This window comes from Paenibacillus sp. FSL M7-1455, from assembly GCF_038004655.1.
Taxonomy (GTDB): Bacteria; Bacillota; Bacilli; order Paenibacillales; family Paenibacillaceae; genus Paenibacillus_AQ; species Paenibacillus_AQ cookii.
Window position 1 is genome coordinate 2,962,314 of record NZ_JBBORO010000001.1, and the last position, 17,961, is coordinate 2,980,274.

20 protein-coding genes are annotated in these 17,961 nt (G+C 50.1%); 2 read left to right on the top strand and 18 right to left on the bottom strand.

Annotated features, from left to right (window positions below; translation table 11 throughout):
- Positions 1-43: 43 nt before the first annotated feature.
- From NYE48_RS13665 to NYE48_RS13705, 10 genes are all read right to left on the bottom strand, one after another.
- The gene (locus NYE48_RS13665) at positions 44-847 is read right to left on the bottom strand and encodes an orotidine 5'-phosphate decarboxylase / HUMPS family protein (protein WP_340999054.1); all 804 of its coding nucleotides are present in this window, start codon (positions 845-847) and stop codon (positions 44-46) included.
- Entirely contained in the window at positions 844-2,145 is a 1,302-nt protein-coding gene (locus NYE48_RS13670) for an MFS transporter (RefSeq protein WP_340999055.1), read from the bottom strand. Before NYE48_RS13670 ends, NYE48_RS13665 begins: the two co-directional genes overlap by 4 nt.
- Positions 2,142-3,104 (bottom strand): sugar kinase, encoded by a 963-nt coding sequence (locus NYE48_RS13675; RefSeq protein ID WP_212949549.1) that lies wholly within the window; start codon positions 3,102-3,104, stop codon positions 2,142-2,144. The genes NYE48_RS13670 and NYE48_RS13675 overlap by 4 nt, the downstream gene beginning before the upstream one ends.
- A 40-nt stretch (positions 3,105-3,144) precedes the next feature.
- Complete coding sequence (locus NYE48_RS13680; protein WP_340999056.1) at positions 3,145-3,993, bottom strand: sugar phosphate isomerase/epimerase family protein; 849 nt, start codon at positions 3,991-3,993, stop codon at positions 3,145-3,147.
- 288 nt (positions 3,994-4,281) lie between these two features.
- Positions 4,282-5,289 carry a LacI family DNA-binding transcriptional regulator gene (locus tag NYE48_RS13685; RefSeq protein WP_340999057.1) on the bottom strand — a complete coding sequence of 336 codons (1,008 nt, stop codon included), beginning with the start codon at positions 5,287-5,289 and terminating at the stop codon, positions 4,282-4,284.
- Positions 5,290-5,435: 146 nt separating this feature from the next.
- Positions 5,436-6,515 carry an ankyrin repeat domain-containing protein gene (locus NYE48_RS13690; RefSeq protein ID WP_340999058.1) on the bottom strand — a complete coding sequence of 360 codons (1,080 nt, stop codon included), beginning with the start codon at positions 6,513-6,515 and terminating at the stop codon, positions 5,436-5,438.
- Between the two features lie 88 nt (positions 6,516-6,603).
- Positions 6,604-7,335 (bottom strand): hypothetical protein, encoded by a 732-nt coding sequence (locus tag NYE48_RS13695; RefSeq protein WP_036715404.1) that lies wholly within the window; start codon positions 7,333-7,335, stop codon positions 6,604-6,606.
- A 165-nt stretch (positions 7,336-7,500) separates the two neighbouring features.
- Positions 7,501-7,794, bottom strand: coding sequence for a GNAT family N-acetyltransferase (locus NYE48_RS28240; protein WP_445324070.1), 294 nt, complete (start codon positions 7,792-7,794; stop codon positions 7,501-7,503).
- Between the two features lie 296 nt (positions 7,795-8,090).
- Positions 8,091-10,022 (bottom strand): fructose-1,6-bisphosphatase, encoded by a 1,932-nt coding sequence (locus NYE48_RS13700; RefSeq protein ID WP_340999059.1) that lies wholly within the window; start codon positions 10,020-10,022, stop codon positions 8,091-8,093.
- Positions 10,023-10,193: 171 nt separating this feature from the next.
- Positions 10,194-11,462 carry a DUF4073 domain-containing protein gene (locus NYE48_RS13705; RefSeq protein WP_340999060.1) on the bottom strand — a complete coding sequence of 423 codons (1,269 nt, stop codon included), beginning with the start codon at positions 11,460-11,462 and terminating at the stop codon, positions 10,194-10,196.
- Between the two features lie 261 nt (positions 11,463-11,723).
- Here NYE48_RS13705 and NYE48_RS13710 point away from each other — a divergent pair, with 261 nt between their 5' ends.
- Positions 11,724-12,134: a hypothetical protein gene (locus tag NYE48_RS13710; RefSeq protein ID WP_340999061.1), complete on the top strand. Its 411-nt coding sequence runs from the start codon at positions 11,724-11,726 to the stop codon at positions 12,132-12,134.
- A 4-nt stretch (positions 12,135-12,138) separates the two neighbouring features.
- Positions 12,139-12,501: an FAD-dependent oxidoreductase gene (locus tag NYE48_RS13715; protein WP_340999062.1), complete on the top strand. Its 363-nt coding sequence runs from the start codon at positions 12,139-12,141 to the stop codon at positions 12,499-12,501.
- A gap of 634 nt (positions 12,502-13,135) precedes the next feature.
- Here NYE48_RS13715 and NYE48_RS13720 read toward each other — a convergent pair.
- The 8 genes from NYE48_RS13720 to NYE48_RS13755 all read right to left on the bottom strand — a co-directional run bounded on the left by NYE48_RS13720 (position 13,136) and on the right by NYE48_RS13755 (position 17,723).
- On the bottom strand, positions 13,136-13,756 hold the full coding sequence (locus tag NYE48_RS13720) for a TVP38/TMEM64 family protein (protein WP_340999063.1): 621 nt from the start codon (positions 13,754-13,756) through the stop codon (positions 13,136-13,138).
- A gap of 148 nt (positions 13,757-13,904) precedes the next feature.
- Positions 13,905-14,408, bottom strand: coding sequence for a DUF3600 domain-containing protein (locus NYE48_RS13725; RefSeq protein ID WP_036714803.1), 504 nt, complete (start codon positions 14,406-14,408; stop codon positions 13,905-13,907).
- Positions 14,398-14,961 (bottom strand): sigma-70 family RNA polymerase sigma factor, encoded by a 564-nt coding sequence (locus NYE48_RS13730; protein ID WP_036714805.1) that lies wholly within the window; start codon positions 14,959-14,961, stop codon positions 14,398-14,400. Before NYE48_RS13730 ends, NYE48_RS13725 begins: the two co-directional genes overlap by 11 nt.
- Positions 14,962-15,171: 210 nt before the next feature.
- A complete protein-coding gene (locus tag NYE48_RS13735) occupies positions 15,172-15,933 on the bottom strand; it encodes an ABC transporter permease (RefSeq protein WP_340999064.1) in 762 nt (253 codons plus the stop codon).
- 3 nt (positions 15,934-15,936) lie between these two features.
- The gene (locus tag NYE48_RS13740) at positions 15,937-16,695 is read right to left on the bottom strand and encodes an ABC transporter ATP-binding protein (protein WP_340999065.1); all 759 of its coding nucleotides are present in this window, start codon (positions 16,693-16,695) and stop codon (positions 15,937-15,939) included.
- Positions 16,696-16,710: 15 nt separating this feature from the next.
- Entirely contained in the window at positions 16,711-17,061 is a 351-nt protein-coding gene (locus tag NYE48_RS13745) for a DUF1048 domain-containing protein (RefSeq protein ID WP_340999066.1), read from the bottom strand.
- A 9-nt stretch (positions 17,062-17,070) separates the two neighbouring features.
- Entirely contained in the window at positions 17,071-17,418 is a 348-nt protein-coding gene (locus NYE48_RS13750; RefSeq protein ID WP_036714812.1) for a DUF1048 domain-containing protein, read from the bottom strand.
- Positions 17,415-17,723, bottom strand: a complete 309-nt coding sequence (locus NYE48_RS13755) for a PadR family transcriptional regulator (RefSeq protein ID WP_281422527.1) — start codon at positions 17,721-17,723, stop codon at positions 17,415-17,417. The genes NYE48_RS13750 and NYE48_RS13755 overlap by 4 nt, the downstream gene beginning before the upstream one ends.
- Positions 17,724-17,961 lie beyond the last annotated feature (238 nt).

Genomic DNA, 17,961 nt, shown 5'->3' on the forward strand with positions numbered 1-17,961 from the left:
CTTCTATATATAAATCTTTTCATTGGAGCCCGGGCATGACCCGCTACCTGCTCCCTAGCTTCCGGATGCAGTCCTGAAACGATCGGGCAGCGGCGACCGGGTCCGCAGCTTTCGTAATCGCGGAGCCGACGATGAGAACCTCCGGCTTCATCGCGAACAGTCCCGGCAGAGAATCCAGGGTGATCCCTCCCGCGGCAGCGATCCGAAGTTCCGCCGGGCTTTCGCTGACCGAACCGGGGGCACCGGATGCGGCGGCCCCCATACTTCTGGGCAGTGCTTCGCCAGCACCGATTCCACCAGCCCCACTTGATACAAGGGTCCCATTGGTACCTGTGGTGCTACGGCTCCCGCCCAAACCTGCGTTGCCTGCTCTCCCGGCATCCGAAGCGGCTTCATATGCGCCCGGCCCGGTCAAGCGGGAGCCGCCTCCCTCTTGCTGGTCTTTGCTGACATGGAAGCAATGGACCGCCTCCCGGTACCGGGCAAGCGCCGCCTGTTCCTCCGGCGTCGTATGAAGCAGGTCGATCATGACCTGCCTGCCCCATGTCTGGGCGGTCTTCATGCAGAGCTCAACGGTGACCGGGGGAGAGGCACCCATGACCGTTGCCACGTCAGCCCCCGCCTTATAGCACAATTCGAACTCGTATACGGCGTTATCGAAGGTTTTGACATCCGCTACGATGACCTTGCTGGGGAACTCGCGCTTCATCGATTCTACAGCCGCCATGCCGAATTCTTTGATCAGAGAAGTGCCGACTTCGATCCAATCGATATAAGGTTCTGTCAATTTCGCCATATCGATGGCTTCCTGTATGCTCATTCGGTCCAACGCAAGTTGAATGTTCATCTTGTCGACACCTCAAGCTTTCCCTCTGGTGTTGATTCCGCCGTTTTGCGAGATCTGCCCACGGTTAAAGTCAGAATTGCGGACATAAGCAGCGAGCCGGCCATAAAAATATAGGAGGCGCCGAAGCTTCCAGTGAGGCTGTTCAGGTAGCCGACGATGTATGATCCGGCAAAAGAACCGAGCGCCCCCATACTGTTAATCAGCGCCATGGCGCCGCCCGAGACGTTCCGGGGCAAAATTTCAGGCATGATGGCGAAGAACGGTCCGTAAGGGGCATACATCGCGGCGCCGGCGATGACCAGCAGAATAAATGAAATCCAAAAATGATCCGCTCCCAGCAAATAAGAGGCGTAGAAGGCGACCGCACCTACAATCAGGAACGGCCAGACAAAAGCTTTCCGGTTCTCCGTTTTATCCGAGAAATAGGACGCGACCAGCATCCCAATGACCGCGAGCACATAAGGGATGGAGCTCAGCCACCCGGTAGCGACCATGCTCATGTCAGGAGCGGCCTTGATAATCGAAGGAAGCCACATGACGAAGCCGTAGACGCCAATGCTCCAGAAAAAATACTGCAGGCACAGCCGGATGACAAGCGGCGACCGGAACGCCTCGCCGTAGTTCTTAACGGGCTTCAGTCCCTTCTGCTCTTCATTCAGGGTGCTCTCAAGTTCCTTTTTCTCCTCTGCAGTCAACCAGTTCGCTTCAGCGGGTTTGTCGTTCACGAACTTCCACCAGAAGAACGCCCAAATAATCGGAGGCAGACCTTCAATTATAAACATCCATCTCCAGCCGACGGCGGATACGAGATAACCCGAGACGATGGACATCCACAGCACGGTTGCAGGATTGCCGAGGATGAGAAAGGTGTTGGCGCGTGAGCGCTCTTTTTTCGTGAACCAGTGGCTCAGAAAGACCAGCATCGCAGGCATAACCGCACTTTCAACCACGCCGAGACAGAAACGGATGATGATGAGAATATGAACATTATGGACGATACCGGTAGCTCCCGCCAGCAGCCCCCATAAAATCAGTGAACCGAATACGAGCTTCTTGGCACTTTTGTTCTCGGCATAATGGGCACCCGGTACCTGGAAGAAGAAGTACCCCAGGAAAAAGAGCGCGCCAAGCAGCGAAGACATTCCCGCCGAAATCTGCAAATCCTTGGCCATGCCGGCAGCCGCGCCGAAGCTGTAGTTCGCCCGGTCCAGGTAGGCTAGACTGTACGTTACAAAGACGATCGGCATCAGACGCAGCCAGCGTGAAGCGACGAAGCTGCCTTTGTTCAAGTTGTTCATCTCGTTCTCACTCCTGTCAGATGATAGTGAAGATATGCCTTTAGCTCTTCCATCGTCGGGTATCCGTCGTGATCTCCAACGGACTGCACTGCAATCGAGCCGATTGCATTTCCCTGCCGCACCGCTTCGGTGATGCTTAACCCCCTCAGAAGTCCCCCGATCAAGCCTGTGGCAAAGCCATCCCCAGCCCCGACCGTATCCACAACCTTCTTCACCTCAAAGCCCGGAACCGTTCCCTCTTCATACGGGGTGCGGAAATAGGCTCCTTCCGGCCCCAGCTTGACGGCAACAAGCGAAACGCCCCGGTTCAGATAAAATTCGGCGATCTTCTTCGGGTCCCTGGAGCCGGTCAGAAATTCCCCTTCTTCGATCCCCGGCAGCACCCAGTCCGCCCGGCAGGCCAGGTCGTTGATGACCTCCCTCATCTCCTCTTTCGAAGACCAGAGGGAGGGGCGCAGATTGGGGTCGAAAGAAACGGTCCGTCCCGCACCCTTCATCGTCTCCAGCGCCGCATAAGCGAATGCGCGGGTGCTCTTCGTCAGCGCCGGCGGAATGCCGGTCATGTGCAGATGCCGGAAGCCGGTCAGATAGCCGGAGTCCACATCGGCCTCACCAAGCGTGCTTGCGGCGGAACCTTTGCGGAAATATTGCACCTGCGGATCTCCCTCCAGCACCATCGACTTCAGCTGGAACCCTGTTGGATAGCGGGAATCATGGGTAATACCGTCGATGTCCACCTTCTCCCTAGCAAGATATTCCACGATATAATCGCCGAACGCATCCTCGCCCAACCGGCTGATCCACCCGGAAGTTAGTCCAAGTCTCGAAAGGCCGACGGCCACATTGACCTCCGCCCCGGCTAGACGGCGGCTGAAGGTGTCAATGTCCTTCAATGCGCCGGGTCTGCCTGCTACGAACATAACCATAGCCTCTCCAAAAGTTACCGAATCTTTCAACATGGTTGCCATGCCTCCTTCAATCTGTCCGTTTTCGTCCTTTTCACGGCATGCCTGGCGCTTGCCGGAGCATCTTCAGATATCCTGACAGACTCTCCGGTCCGGGAAGCGTAAACTCAATCGCCCGGGGCGCATGTTCCGGCAAATGAGCCAACAGCTCTCGCCAGCTTGCGTCTTCTTCCTCGGGGATAGGAAGCGTTTGCAAAGCATTGTCTTCCGAATATACGACATGTTTGCAGTGAATGTAGCTGGTGTAAGGAGCCAACTCCAGCGCCGCCTTCACGGGCTCTTCTCCGGCATACAACCAATTGCCGGTATCGAACGTCATGGCTACTCCGCCAAGGCCCGAACGCTCCACCGCCTGAAAGAACGCTTTCAAATTTCCGGCGTTGCCTCCATGCGGCGTTTGGTCATTCTCGATCAGCAGGGTCAACGGCCCATGCAAAGCCCTGTATTGATCAAGCAGTTCGCCCAGACGGGTCAGGCGTTCGCCGCTGTTCCGGCTTGCATGGACTTCCGAAGACTTCCGGACTCCGGACGCTTCAATCGCATCTTCTCCTGGATCGGCCCAGTCCGCTGCCATGAAATGCCCAAGCGACACCTTCAGCATCTCCGGCCGTAAAATTCCCGCCTCTTCCAGAACCCCCGACAGCTTCGTTTCATTCAGCCTTCCGGCTTCGTCCCACAGCTCCAGCGGAACGGAATATATGCAGCGCAGCCCACTGTTCCGGTTGGCTTCGCGGCATTCGGCAAGCGGCAGCTTCCCCGGGGGGAACAATTCCCGTCTTATTTCAATGCCGTCTGCTCCGGCGGCGCGAACCGTCTGCGCCCATTCATGCTGCAGACCGGGAGTATTGCCAAATACAGAGGTCGGCACAAAAACTGCCTTCATATAGTCATCCTCCTTCATGCTACATCGGATAATCAGGATACCAGAAATAACGCCTCTTGAAGTAAATCGATTTAGTAAACCGATTTACTTGAACTCATGGGTTCATTATAAACCTGGATTTATTAATTTGCAACCCCTTACATTTAAGCGCTGTCATGATTCTGAAAAAGCATAGCCTTCAAACATGGAGACTTCTCCCATATCGGATAAACTACGACAAAAACCAGCTCCCGGTCCCGGACCCAAAGCTGGTTTTGTTTAAAGTGTATGATGACCTCGGCAGCACCTTCAACGGGCCTGGCCGGATGATTCGCGCACAACAAGCTCGCATTCAAAGACAAACTCGGCCGCCTCCGGCGCCTCTTCCGACCGGATGCGGGTAATCAGGCGCTCGGCCGCTTTTCTGCCCATCTCCAGGGAAGGCTGGTTGATCGTCGTTAGCGTCGGCGTCAACAGGTGGGCGAACGGAATGTTGTCGAATGCGACCAGCGCCAAATCCGCTGGCACACGCAGCCCCTGCTCCTTAACAAAAGCAAGCGCTTCGAGCAGCACCAGATCGTTCCCCGCAATGAGTGCCGTCGGCGCCTCCGGTTCCTCAAAGCGTTTGCGAAGCCGGTCTTTAAGCGAGGAGATCTCCGCATTGATGATGTTACCACTCCCGTCATCCAGACCGAGCTCACGCATAGCTGCGCGGAACCCCTCCGTACGCTCGGTTCGCGTGCTGATCGTCAGCGGTCCCGTAGCCAAGACGATGCTCCGATGGCCGAGCGACGCCAGATGCTCCACTGCCCGGGTGACTGCCTTTCTGTTATCGACCACAATCGTATCCGCCTTGACGTTGTTTACGCGACGGTCCATGAAGAGGATCGGATACCCCTGCTCGGCGAGGCTTTCATACAATGGCCCGTTTTTGCCCGTAGGCAGGAGAATGATACCGTCGACCTGCTTGGCCTGGAGCATTTCGGTATATTTCTTCTCCTTCTCGCCGTCCTCGTCACTGTTACACAGAATGACGCTGATGTTCTGCTCCTGGCAATAGTCCTCGATGCCCCGGCATATTTCCGTAGAAAGCCGGTGCATAATGTTGGCAACGATGACGCCGACCGAACCGGTCCGCTTCTGCTTCAGTCCCCGGGCAAGAACGTTGGGCCGGTAATCGAGGGCCTCAATCGCTTCTTCGATCTTGGTCCGCGTCTCCTGGCCCATATGCTGGTATCTTTTGTTTAGATATTGGGATACGGTGCTTTTGGACACGCCGGCGCGCGCCGCCACATCCCCGATTGTCGCTTTCCCCACAGTTCTCTACCCCTCTGTCCGATGATATCCCTACTATAAGGTGCATGAAGGCGCTTTGTCTAATCTTCAGGATATACTGCCCGAAGGCGAATATGTAAAGTGATCCAAAATCAAAAGGATAATTGTAACCCTCTTGAAGCAACGTTTTACAACTCTCCCTCCAGAAACTTCACGAGGTGCAGTTCGGGCTGCGCGAGGAATTCCGTAAAGCTGCATAAGTCCGCATAAGTCTGATGCTCCACGTCATAACAGCCGATCCGGCCTTTATTTTTCGGGTTCCAAACCAACTGCAGGTCAGAGTAATTGTCGATATCGGCGGAAAGACGCAGCAGCTTTTGCCTGCCGACTTTCATCTCTATCGTATCGGTCAAGGTGAAAAAATCAATATACCCGATTTCATATTCGTTTTGCGCCAGCTCAAGGCGCAGCTGGTCTCCCGTAAGAAAGCTGAGCAGTTCACCGGGTAATTTATATTTTTTAAGCTCGTATTTCTTGTTCTCCGCATGATGAAAATCAGCCGGTTCCAGCGATTTCAAATAATCAGCCATGACCGTATTCTTATTGCTGATGGCAATCGTATACGGCCGCTCGCCGTTTGTTTCCGCCAGAGTAACGTCCGCGCCGTGTTCAACCAAAAATTTGACCATGGCCATATTCCCCGTCCGAGCAGCCACGGTTAACGGAGTCGCCTGATAAGGATAGACCATATCCGGTTGGTTATAATTGATGTCCACCCCCTGATCGAGCAAATACTTGATTGTTTTCAGGTCATGGTCCGAGGCGGCTTGCCTCATGAGGGCACCGCCATGCAGCTTGATATCTAACCCCAGCACATGAATGAGCGGAATATTTTTTTTGTTGCCATAGTAAGCCTGTGAATACGCGCCCGCCCCCGTTTGATCGAGCTTGTCCATTTCGGCTCCTTGCGCTGCAATGTAACGGACGATGTCCTCCCCGCAATAGCGAACGGCCGTCAAAAAAGCTGGATGATGATGCACATTCAGGTTGACGCCGTGCTCTACCAGCAGCTTGATAACCTCCCTTTGCTGCGATATGAGCGCCAGATCTAACGGACTTAGCGTAATATGCTTACTAAGTACGATTCCCTCCTCAATATCCCAGCCTGCTGCGATTGCCGCATCTAAAGCCGGAATGTTTCCTTGGTAAATATGCATCGCGATTTCCGGCAGCTCCTCGAATCTCCCGATATCTTTCAGGACGATCAATCATACCCCTCCTTATTCAAAATCTATTTAAAGCCCCGCCTATTCGATCGATTTTACCCCGTAAAATACTGTTTTACCAGTGATAAGCTTACTTCCTCCCTCCTTTCAGCCTCGTTTGAATATCTTCATCCGAATCTACAAAACCATTTTCCGTTAACTCAACGAAGACTTCCGTATCATATTCATAACTCTCTAAGGAAGAAGGATCTATATTTGCAACTTTTTTCAACATTTCATTTACCTTTTGGTATTCATCATCTTTAAATATCCAATACGTTGCTGAAACAGAAGGACCCTTAAACTCTTCGTAGGCTTGTTGAACGATTGTTTTTAATTTCTCTGCTGTAATACTTTCATCACTTTTCATGACAATTTCAACATGAATATACTCGGCTTCCGATTGTTCAAGATACTGCTCAATGGTCGTTTCTTTCGTGATTTCAACAGGCTGTTTCGGATGAATTCTTATCCACGAAGAGGCATCTAGCTCTTGATCAACAATCGCTTGATTAAAAACGGATGCAAATTTATGCATTAAAAGCATTTCAGGGTAATTTTCGACGATATTTTCCGATGGATCCATCAGGGCAGTAAACATGATGCCAGAATCCAATGCCTTCACGTATGTCGTTACTGTATCATTGCTTGTTGTACCCCATCGTTCCCCTAAATATTTTACTTTAAAGGATTCACTATATTTTTCGGACAACTCTTTCTCAATGAGTTTAGCTGTTGTTTCACCGGAATGGCTGCATCCTATTAAACTGAATATAGAAATTCCAATTATAACCATGCTGGCATTCTTTAATAATTTCCTCATATCGTTTGCCTACCTTTAGAAAAATTGGAGGATCAGCACAGGTAAACATCCATAGAGATGCGGTTTCTCACGAAAATAAAAGCGGACACCGTCAGGTATCCGCAAAAATGGATTTATGACCTGCATATCCTGTAAGATTCAATAAAAGCCGCCTAAAAAATATGTTTAGCGATACATTTGTACATACCACATTTTGAATCCGTGCCGCTCATAAAAACCGACGGTACGTTGCCAATCCAGGTTCGATGAACCTACAAACGCATGAGTTATGCCGTTTGATTCAGCTTCAGCAATCATGCGGTCGACCAATTGAGACCCGATCCGATCTCCCCTGTAATCCGGGTGAACATAAACTTCGTAAATCTCCAGAAATCGGGAGTTTAAAGGGAATATAGGATATTGGGAAGTTTGAATAACCCCGTGCGTATATCCGACGATCCGGCCCTTCCGTAAAGTAATCTCCTAAGCGCTTGGAAATCTTTTCAGCATTCGATGCCGGATATGCGAACGTAACAGCCTCATCCGCCCATAACCGGGACAATTCAGCGATTTGAGTCACGTCATCCAGTGTGCATTTCCTAATTGTCTCCATACTTGCCCTCCGATGGATTTAACCCTGTTAACCTTGATTTGCCAATATAGAGATTCTGTAGGATCCTCAAAATATCCTCTTTATTGTCGAATAAATCCTGTCCGTTAGCTTCATGCCCCGATAAAACAAGCGATAGAACAAAAAAGCCGCTAAAATAGCGACTTTATTTGATGTAGCGATAATCCAACAGCTTCTTTAAATTGGAGATTTTCTGCTGCAGCTTCTCCCCGACATTGGTTTCCCGGACCAGCTTCCGCTCCAGCTCCTTGTCCACCAGCCTTTTTACAGACAGGACGTCCGTTCCATTGCATAACACGTCTTCCCTGGATTTGAATTTCTGATGGGCGACGAGCTGCATGCCAAAGGAATTATAGAGCAAGGTATATCCGGCGATGCCCGTTTTGGACTGATAGGCTTTGGAAAAACCGCCGTCGATGACGACCATTTTCCCGCCCGCTTTAACCGGGTTCTCTCCGCGGATTTCTCGAACCGGCGTGTGGCCGTTAATGATGTGCCCGTGATCCGGATTCAAACCAAACTCCAGCAGGATCTTCCGGCAGATCTCCTCATGTTCGCGCAGATGGTAGTAAGGGTTCTTTCGCTCCTTATGGGTTTCTTTATCTTGGATAAAATATCTTTCAAAGGTGGTCATTTCCCGCTTTCCAAAAAGCGAAGAACATTCCCCTGTCCAGAGGTACCATACCATATCCGTAGCCAGATCATCGGTTTCCTCCGGATGCGCATAGGCGTAACGCAAATAATATTCAAAAACGTCGAGCAGCTGACGGCCCGAATACCGCTTGTCTTCAATCTGCATTTCTTCCATGTTGCCTTCTTCGTCCATGGGAATACAGCCGTGGATTAACAAATTCCCGTTGTATTTCAAATAAAGGCTGCCCTTTTTCATAAGAAAGTTCATATGTCTGGCCAGCTTTTCGGAATGTTGGACGGAGAACAGCAATTTTTCCATCACCTGCTGTTCTTCCTCCAGCAACTGTTCCGGCTGCTGCGGATTTACGGTTGCGAAACAGGTGTTTTCCAGCGGGTAAGTTTTCCCGCCCATCTTGATTTCGTTTTTGTCGTAATCGATCTGCTCCAGCAAGAGCCGTTCAGACATGTTGAAGTAAGGACGTCTCTTGATAATCGGGATTTCAAGCTTAAATTGGATCATGGCAATGGCTTGATGAATTTTGGTAATCTGCAGGATTTCCTGTTCCGAACCGTTATGGTCGCTCTGCAGCTTCGGTCTGAAGGCCGGATTGTCGTCATAGTATTTCTCCGCCAAGTTCAGCAGCGGGCGCAGATTGATTCCGTATACGTCTTCGATGATGTTCAAATTGTCGTATCTGGCGCAGATCCGGATAATATTCGCGAGGCAGACCAAGGAACCCGCAAAGGCGCCGATCCACAGGACATCATGGTTTCCCCACTGAATGTCTACCGAATGGTAGTTGATCAGCGTGTCCATAATTTTATCGGGGTCCGGCCCGCGGTCATAGATATCTCCGACCACATGAAGATGGTCAACGACCAGACGCTGAGTCGTATAAGCAAGGCCGGTAATGAGCTTGTCCGCCTGGCCCAAGGAGATCAATTGCCGGTATATTTCCTCATAATAAGGATCCTTATTGTGGGACGAATCCGTCTTGTACAACAGCTCTTCCACGATATATACAAACTGCTCCGGCAGAGCTTTGCGCAATTTCGAGCGCGTATATTTGGAAGAGGCATAAGAAATGAGCTTAAGCATATGTTCAATCGTTTGTCTGTACCATCGGTCCAAGGCTTGTTTGTTGCACAGATCTCCTTTAACCAGCTGTATTTTTTCTTCCGGATAATAAACTAACGCCGCAAACTCATTGATTTCATGATCCGTCCACACCTCATGGAACAACGCTTTGATTTTTTCTTTTACGGTACCCGAACCGTTTCTTAATACATGTTGAAAAGCCTGGAATTCCCCATGCAAATCACTGACGAAATGTTCGGTTCCTTTGGGGAGATTGGAGATCGCTTCAAGGTTGATGATTTCGGTGACGACTTTTTCTTCCGTATCATATTTCTGGGCCAATAAATCCAGAAACTGCGCATCCAAAACAGATGTCCCCCTTCAAGGAAAGATGGTGATGTTAGTGTAAGCATTTTTTCTCCCTATTTATGCGGGTGCCATGATTCTTTCTTTTATTCCTGTGGTTGTCCCCAAGACACCATATGCGTGCGCAAAAAAAGAGCGCTGATAAAATCAACGCTCTGCTCTAATCAGGCATTATTTTTTAAAAGTCACCTTTTTAGACAGTCCATCCTCCAGATTCATTTCACCCTTGTGGCGAACGAATACCGTTTGGTTCCCTTCAAATTTTGGCGGGTTCTTCGGATCATAGTCCACCCAGCGGCTATTCCCATTTCCATTCCCATTTCCATTCCCATTTCCATTTACAGAATATTCCATGTATTGCGTAGCGCCAATGAGCTCGTTTTTTTCATCGTCAGCTTCAACATTGGGCGGTAATTGGACAATCGTACCATGATGCACGCCCAGTTCTTTTATGACCTTGTCCGTTTTGTAGTCATACGCTTTGATTTTCACGTCATTTCCGTTCACTTCAACCTGAAGACCCTGTTTAAAATCAAGGCCTGTCGGCACTTCGCCCCCATGAGGACCTGCCGATGCCCAGCCCATTTGAATACCAGCCGTGTTCACGACAGTAAAACCGCGCCGGTCCCCTCCTTTTACCACCTTTTTGCCGGCCCAATCCGGAAGATTGAGATCCCAGTGACTGTGGCTTGTAAAAAGAATGACTTGCGGATAATCCTTCAAGATGGCTTCCAATTTTTCTTGCTCTAAGTAATCACCGGTATAAGGGGATTGATTGGAGCCTGAAATACTGTCCTTGAGGATATGATGGCTAAACAGGAAAATGGGTTTATTGGGATCTTTTTTATCATATTCTTCAAGATTTTGCTTTAACCAATCAAGCTGCTCATCGCTAAGGTAAACCTCATCCCACAAGGATTTGTCATGGTAGTGCATGTATTTTTCGGTTCCTAAGAACAGGAACGGATATCCGTCTAATTCTTTTTTGTGATAGACTTTCTCCTCACCCGTGAAGTTATAAAAATTTTGGAACATTTCGGATTCCGGCGTCTGATTCGGCCACGTATTTTGCGCTAATTGGCCAGGGGATGCCCATTTCGGTTTATAAAACTCATGATTTCCGATGCTGTACCAAACATGTTCCGGATGGGGGTTGCGATCCAACACTTGTTGTACGGCTTGGTATTCAAAATCCCACCCTCGGTCTGTAATGTCGCCATTCACGATTAATGCTTTGGAAGCAGGGTTTACCTGTCTCATATCTTGAAGCACATGCCTAAAGTCGTCGATATCCCCTTGAATGTCACTAATGACATCAAAAGCAAGGCTTGGATTTTGGGAAAATGCATGTTCATCCGGTTGTGCCTGAGCTGATCCTGAAAATGCACCTATGCTGCAAATAATAGATGTTGCCATCATGCTTGTTAGTAACTTCTTCACAATGATTCCTCCTAGTTATTGTCATTTTCAGAATATAATCTGCAAACGTTACAAGCTTCTATAAGAATAAACCGGAAATATGAAGGTAATATTCTCCCGGAGTAAATCATGAACGAAAAAATGTAAACAAACCCAAAACCGGGACATCGATTTATTGACACTTAAGGGGAATTCGGCTAGGCTTGCGGGATCGCCAAGGGAACGTTTTATGATTATTTTCCGAGAAAAGATACGATTTTGCTTGAATTAGGAAGCTACCAGTTGGAAACCGTCCATCAAGTGATCAGCCTGACGTCGGGTTTCCCGGGAATGAAGGAACGGTTGCAAGCCATATTTAAAGAACTGTTCGGCTATCTCGAAAAAAATCGCGATTTGGCAAAGGTCTTTTACTTTGAGCTCTTCCACTCGCCCGTGCTTATGGAACAGGAAGGCAAGAAAGTCAAAGACTTTCAAGCTGCGCTGGTACCGATCATGGAGGAAGGCATGGCTAAAAAAGAATTAAATGGACAAATGAAACCGGAAAGCTTGTCGTCCCTCCTGATTTCCGTTTATTTTAAAACCGTTATAAGCTGGCTCTCTTTCCCTGATCAAGTGGAGAATCCGCTTTCGGTTTTCTTGGATGGGTTCGAAATGATTTGGGAAGGAATTGGCGTTCAGCAGAAGGGAGAATGATGAAATGGCAGAAGTCGTCGTTATAGGGGGCGGAATCGGAGGGCTATGTACAGCCTACGCCCTGCAGCAAAGAGGGCATGACGTCACGCTGTATGAAGGCGCGGGCACTTTTCAATCCCCTGGAGCGGGCCTCGGGATCGGGGCAAACGCGCTGAAAGCTCTAGACAAAATAGGGTTTAAAGAACAAGTGATGGAACACAGTAAAATCCTGCGCAAAATGATCATTCTGTCCGAAACAGGAAAGCCCATTACCGAAACGGATTCGCTGATGATCAGCGAACGGTTCGGCACGGACAATGTCACGATTCATCGGGCAGACCTTCTGCATGTCCTAAGAAATGCATTAAAACCTGGAACGATCGTCTGAAATAAGCGGTGCGTGGATTTCGTGCAGGATCAAGGCGGAGTGACGCTTTCATTCGAAGATGGAGAAACGATACAATCGGATGCCGTGGTAGCCGCGGATGGGATCAATTCCATTTTCCGCAGAAAGTTAGTCCCGGGCTCCACGCCGAGATATGCCGGCTATACATGCTGGCGCGGTGTGATATGTGACCCTGGTATCGAGATCAATGAACTGGCGGCCACGGAGACTTGGGGACCGTCAGGCCGATTTGGGATTGTGCCGCTTGCCGGCGGTCGAATCTATTGGTTCGCCTGCGTGAAAGCGACGCCGCTCATGCAACCACCCCCAATCTGGGGCAAGGCGCCGGGCAAGCGATGGAGGACGCCTATGTCTTGGCGAGAAGCTTGGAGACAGCCGGTGACACGGTTAAGGCATTTAAGGATTTTGAAAGCAAAAGAATAAGCCGAACGACGAAAATTATAAAAATGTCTAAACAAGTCGGTCAAATCGCCCAACTAGAGAACAAAGCGCTTGTCCAGTTAAGGAATTTCGTTCTCAGGAAACTTCCTCCATCTGCGAACATGAAACGGTTTGAGTTTCTATACGCAATAGATTGGGATTGAGTCCGGTTGATGAATATGCTCGCTCCCCGGCCTTATTCCATGGGATCCGCGGCCGCCGCGGACATAAAATAGGCCTGCAACCTCCGGTTCAACCATAGGGAAGCCGCAACAAACAACGCTACTCCGATGAACTTAACGGGCTGGTCGATAAAGTCGGACAGATGCGTTCCGATATAGGAAACGCAAAATACCATGACTCCCTTCCCTAAAGCAACGGCTGCCGCAAAAGAAACCGTCGGCATTCGCGTTAATCCCGCTGCCATGTTAATGACGACGAACGGACCGACCGGGAGCAGGCTTAAGAGAAAAACGAAGCTGAACCCGTTCCTTTGCGCCCACACCATGGCTTTTTGTACTTTCGGCTTGGCCGCCCAGCGACGAATAAAGGGTGTATCCGCTGCTTTGCGAATCAGCCCGAAGGTAAGCAAGCTGCCCATAACGAGGCCGATCCAGGAATATAAAAAACCCAGCCACAACCCATAGATGGCGGCGTTCGCCCCAACGATCACGATGGTAGGCAGCGGCGGTACAAACGATTTCAGAAAAGTTAACAGCACGCCGGGCAGCGGTCCCAGCGAGCGGAAACGCTCCAAAAAGAGTTCGATGTTTTGCTCCGTAAAATACTCCATGATGCTCAACTCGGCGCCTAACATAAAATGCGATCCCTCCTATAACTTGCAAGTGAATTCATTATACTACAGGACCGCCTGGTTTCCTGATGCATAAATTCGATGATTTCAAAAATCACGTTTAAAGCTGGAGGGACCTCATCCACCTCGGACGGGTCCCCGCTTCATTTGATTACGGCTTGGCGTTTCCGTTGATCTTCTCGAAGAACGGAGCCAGCTTGGAGACGAGCTGCTCAAACCGCTGCTTCTCTTCCTGGGTCAGCTTTTCCTCCAGTTTGATTCCTTTTTCATCGGTCATCTTCAGCTTTAATTGCACCATCTCCTTGAACAGCTCCATAAACTCCTTGAATTCGGCTTCCGAGAGCTTGCTTTTTGCTGTTTGAAGCATTCCCTCAATCTCTTGGTAACTTTCCTGCGAACCGCCGTGCTGTTCAATGGTTTTGACGGAACCGAATATTTCATCGGCTAGATAAGAAGAAGCAAATACGGCAGACGGAATCAGGATTGCTACTGCGGCAATGCCTGCAAGCAATCGTTTTTTCATAGGGGATCTACCTCTCTTTTCGTTAACATATTGTTGATAGGACTGCTGGACACGTCCGTACAAATCGGGTGGACAGTGCATCGAATCTGCAACCTGGCGAAGCTCTTCGCGCAATTCCTGGTCAATAGACATACTCGTTTCCTCCCGTCATTTCGATTCTTTTCCGGAGCTCATGAAGTGCCCGATGATGCCTGGATTTCACTGTGCCAACGGGGATTTGCAGAATGTCCGCGATTTCTTCCAGATCATAGTCGTGAAAATAGCGCAGGATGACGACCACACGCAGTTTGTAGGACAGCTGGCGGACTAAGCCGAACAGCTCGTGCTGCATTTCGGACTGCAGGAAAGCTTTGTCCGTCCAGTTGAACGGTTCGCAAGCCATCTGGCGGTTTCGTTCAAAAAGGCGAATTCGCCGCCATGCTTTTCTTTTCCAATCCTGGACAAGATGGATCGTGATCCCATGCAACCAAAACCGGAACGGCCTGTTCGCGTCGTATTGATGAAACGACCGCCACATGCGCATGTAAACTTCATTCACGATATCCTCAACGTCCTGTTTGTCGTAGACGAGAAAAGCAACCGTCCGATAGACGTCTTGATGAGTCGCCTCATAGACCAGCTGAAAGGCCGACTCGTCGCCGAGCGTCGCTTGTTCAAGCCACGACCGTAACTCTTTATCATTCATGGGGGCCCCTCCTGAACGTGTTACACCCCTTAATTCGCTCCAATGGGGAAAAAGGTTCCGTAAGAGAAAAAACGTATTTGAATAAAAATATACATCACCTGTGGCACGCCTGGATATAAACCAAAAAAACCTTGGTCGGCAGAAAGGCCGAACCAAGGTTTTTTGAGTGTTGAATATCGACAGTGGATTGATATCCGAATTGTCGGGTGGTTAAACAGCTCTCCGTTTATACGCTCGCATCGCAAAGACATAAGCGACGAGCATAATTCCGACGCACCATGCAAGCGCGATCCAGATGTCATTGCCTACCGGTTGACTTGACAACAGGGCACGGATGGTTTCGACGATCGAGGTGACCGGCTGGTTTTCGGCAAAAGCGCGAACGACTTTGGGCATGGAATCGGTCGGCACAAAGGCCGAACTGATGAACGGCAGGAAGATCAGCGGATAGGAAAATGCGCTCGCCCCTTCGACCGATTTTCCGGACAATCCGGCAATCGCCGCGACCCAAGTCAACGCCAGCGTAAACAGCACGAGAATGCCGGTTACGGCGAGCCATGGCAGAATCCCTGCGGTCGAGCGGAAACCCATGATGAGCGCTACGAGAATGATGACGACGAGGGAAATCATATTGGATACCAGCGAAGTTAGGACATGCCCCCACAGCAGTGCTGAACGCGAAATCGGCATGGAGTTGAACCGCTCAATGATCCCCCGCTGCTTATCCATAAACAGGCGGTAAGCCGTATAAGATATCCCGCTTGCGATCGCAATCAGCAGGATGCCGGGCAACAGGTAGTTCACATAGTTGTCCGTACCGGTTTGGATGGCGCCGCCAAACACATAGACAAACAGCAGCATCATCGCAATCGGGGTGATACAGACCGTGATGATGGTGTCCATGCTGCGGAAAATATGGCGCATGGAACGTCCGAGCATAACGCTCATATCGCTGAAAAAGTATCGATTCATCGATTATTTCCCCTCCTTATTACCGATGATGGCGAGGAAGATCTCCTCCAATGAAGGTTGTTTCTCCACATACTCCACCTTTGCGGGCGGGAACAGCTTTTTCAGTTCCTCAAGCGTGCCGTTGGTTATGATCCGGCCCTCATGCAAAATGGCGATCCGATCGGCAAGCTGTTCGGCCTCATCCAAGTACTGAGTGGTGAGAAATATCGTCGTGCCGCCGTCGGCCAGCTCCTTGACGGTCTTCCAAACCTCGATGCGAGCCTCGGGGTCCAGCCCGGAGGTCGGCTCGTCGAGGAAAATGATCTGCGGATTTCCCACAAGGCTTAGGGCGATGTCCAGCCTGCGGCGCATGCCGCCCGAATAGGCAGATGCCTTGCGGTCCGCAGCTTCTGTCAGGCCGAAGCGTTCAAGTATATGATCCGCAACCTGGCGCGGGTTTTTGAGGTGCCGCAGTTTGGCGATCAGGATCACATTTTCCCGTCCCGTCAAAATCTCGTCCACGGCGGCAAATTGTCCGGTCAAACTGATGGATTGCCGTACTTGGTCGGGCTTTGCAGCGACGTCAAAACCGTTGACGGTGGCAGTGCCTCCGTCCGGCTTAAGCAGCGTGGTGAGAATTCGGACCATCGTCGTCTTGCCCGCCCCATTCGAGCCTAGCAAGGCGAAAATCTCGCCTGGCTTCACTTCAAGATCGACACCCTTTAGGACATCCGTGTCCTTGAAAGATTTTCGCAGACCGTTGACTACAATTGCTTTTTCCATCCGGACATCCCTCCTTTACTTTGTTTTATCCTTAGCCTTTTTTGCGGCCTTGCTCACTTCCTTTCCGATGGACTCTTGATAAATATCAGCGTAAGTTTTGGAATCTTTGATGAGATCGTCGCAGAATGCCGCTACGTCCCGCCCCGTCACTTCGAGCACGCCTTTCCCCATGGCAGCGCCCTCCTCAAAAAGATCGACAATCCCCGAGAGCACCCCCGTCCCTTCGGTCAGCTCAACAGGGCCGACCTTAAAGAGATATTTTTGGATCTCTTTATAAACGATCTGGTAATCTCGCGGGAGCGCTTTGACACGCGCCACGTGCGCCCTCCATTCTTTTTTGCCTTCGATGATATCCCGTATTCTCATGTTCTCCTCCTACTTGCCTAATTTTTTGGCGATGTTATGGTTGAGTTGCTCGCGCCACTTGTCGCGAAAAGACTTTGCCCCATCGATGCCGGCCAGCGCTAAGCAAAAACCTTGGATATCATCACCCAGCACCTCTTCGACACGCTGACCGTCCGCCGCCGTTTCTTCGAGGAGACCAAGCACGCCGTCAAGAATCGGCATCAGATTGCGGCCGGAGAAGTCGGAGTGCGGCCAAAGATAGGCATTAATTTGTTTCCAAGCCGCCTGATAATCGGCCGGCAGTTTTGCGGCTCGCGATTCAAAACTTTTCATTTCTTTGGTCAAGTCGCTGCCGGTGATTTTTTCCCAAAAATTCATTGGTTTTTCTCCTTTAACTCGTTTATTTTTGAGGATACGAACTCCCATTTGTCCCAGAACCTCCGCAGCTCTTCGCGCCCCGCGTCGTTGATCGCGAGAAACTTCCGCGGCGGTCCCATGTCGGAGGGTTTCTTCGTGATCGTCACCAACTTGTTTTTTTCAAGACGGATCAGGATCGTGTATACCGTTCCCTCCACAACGTCTGTGAATCCGAGGGCATTCAGCTGCCGCGTGATTTCGTAGCCGTAGGTTTCTTGGCGGCTTATAATTTCAAGGACGCAGCCCTCAAGCACGCCTTTGAGCATTTCCGTTAAGTTTTCCAACACAATCGCTCCTTGCTATTCTGTGAGACTGGTATGAAGTATTACTAATTACCGCTATAAAGTAACACGTAGTAGTTGGAAAGTCAATGCCATTTCCTCATCAACGTTAAAAATAGGCTTCATTTTGGCTCTCGATATCAATGGTTGCACACAAAAAGCCGCAACGATGCGGCTTATAAGCGTGTATGTTCTTGTCGTTTTAGATTCTTCGAACCGAGTT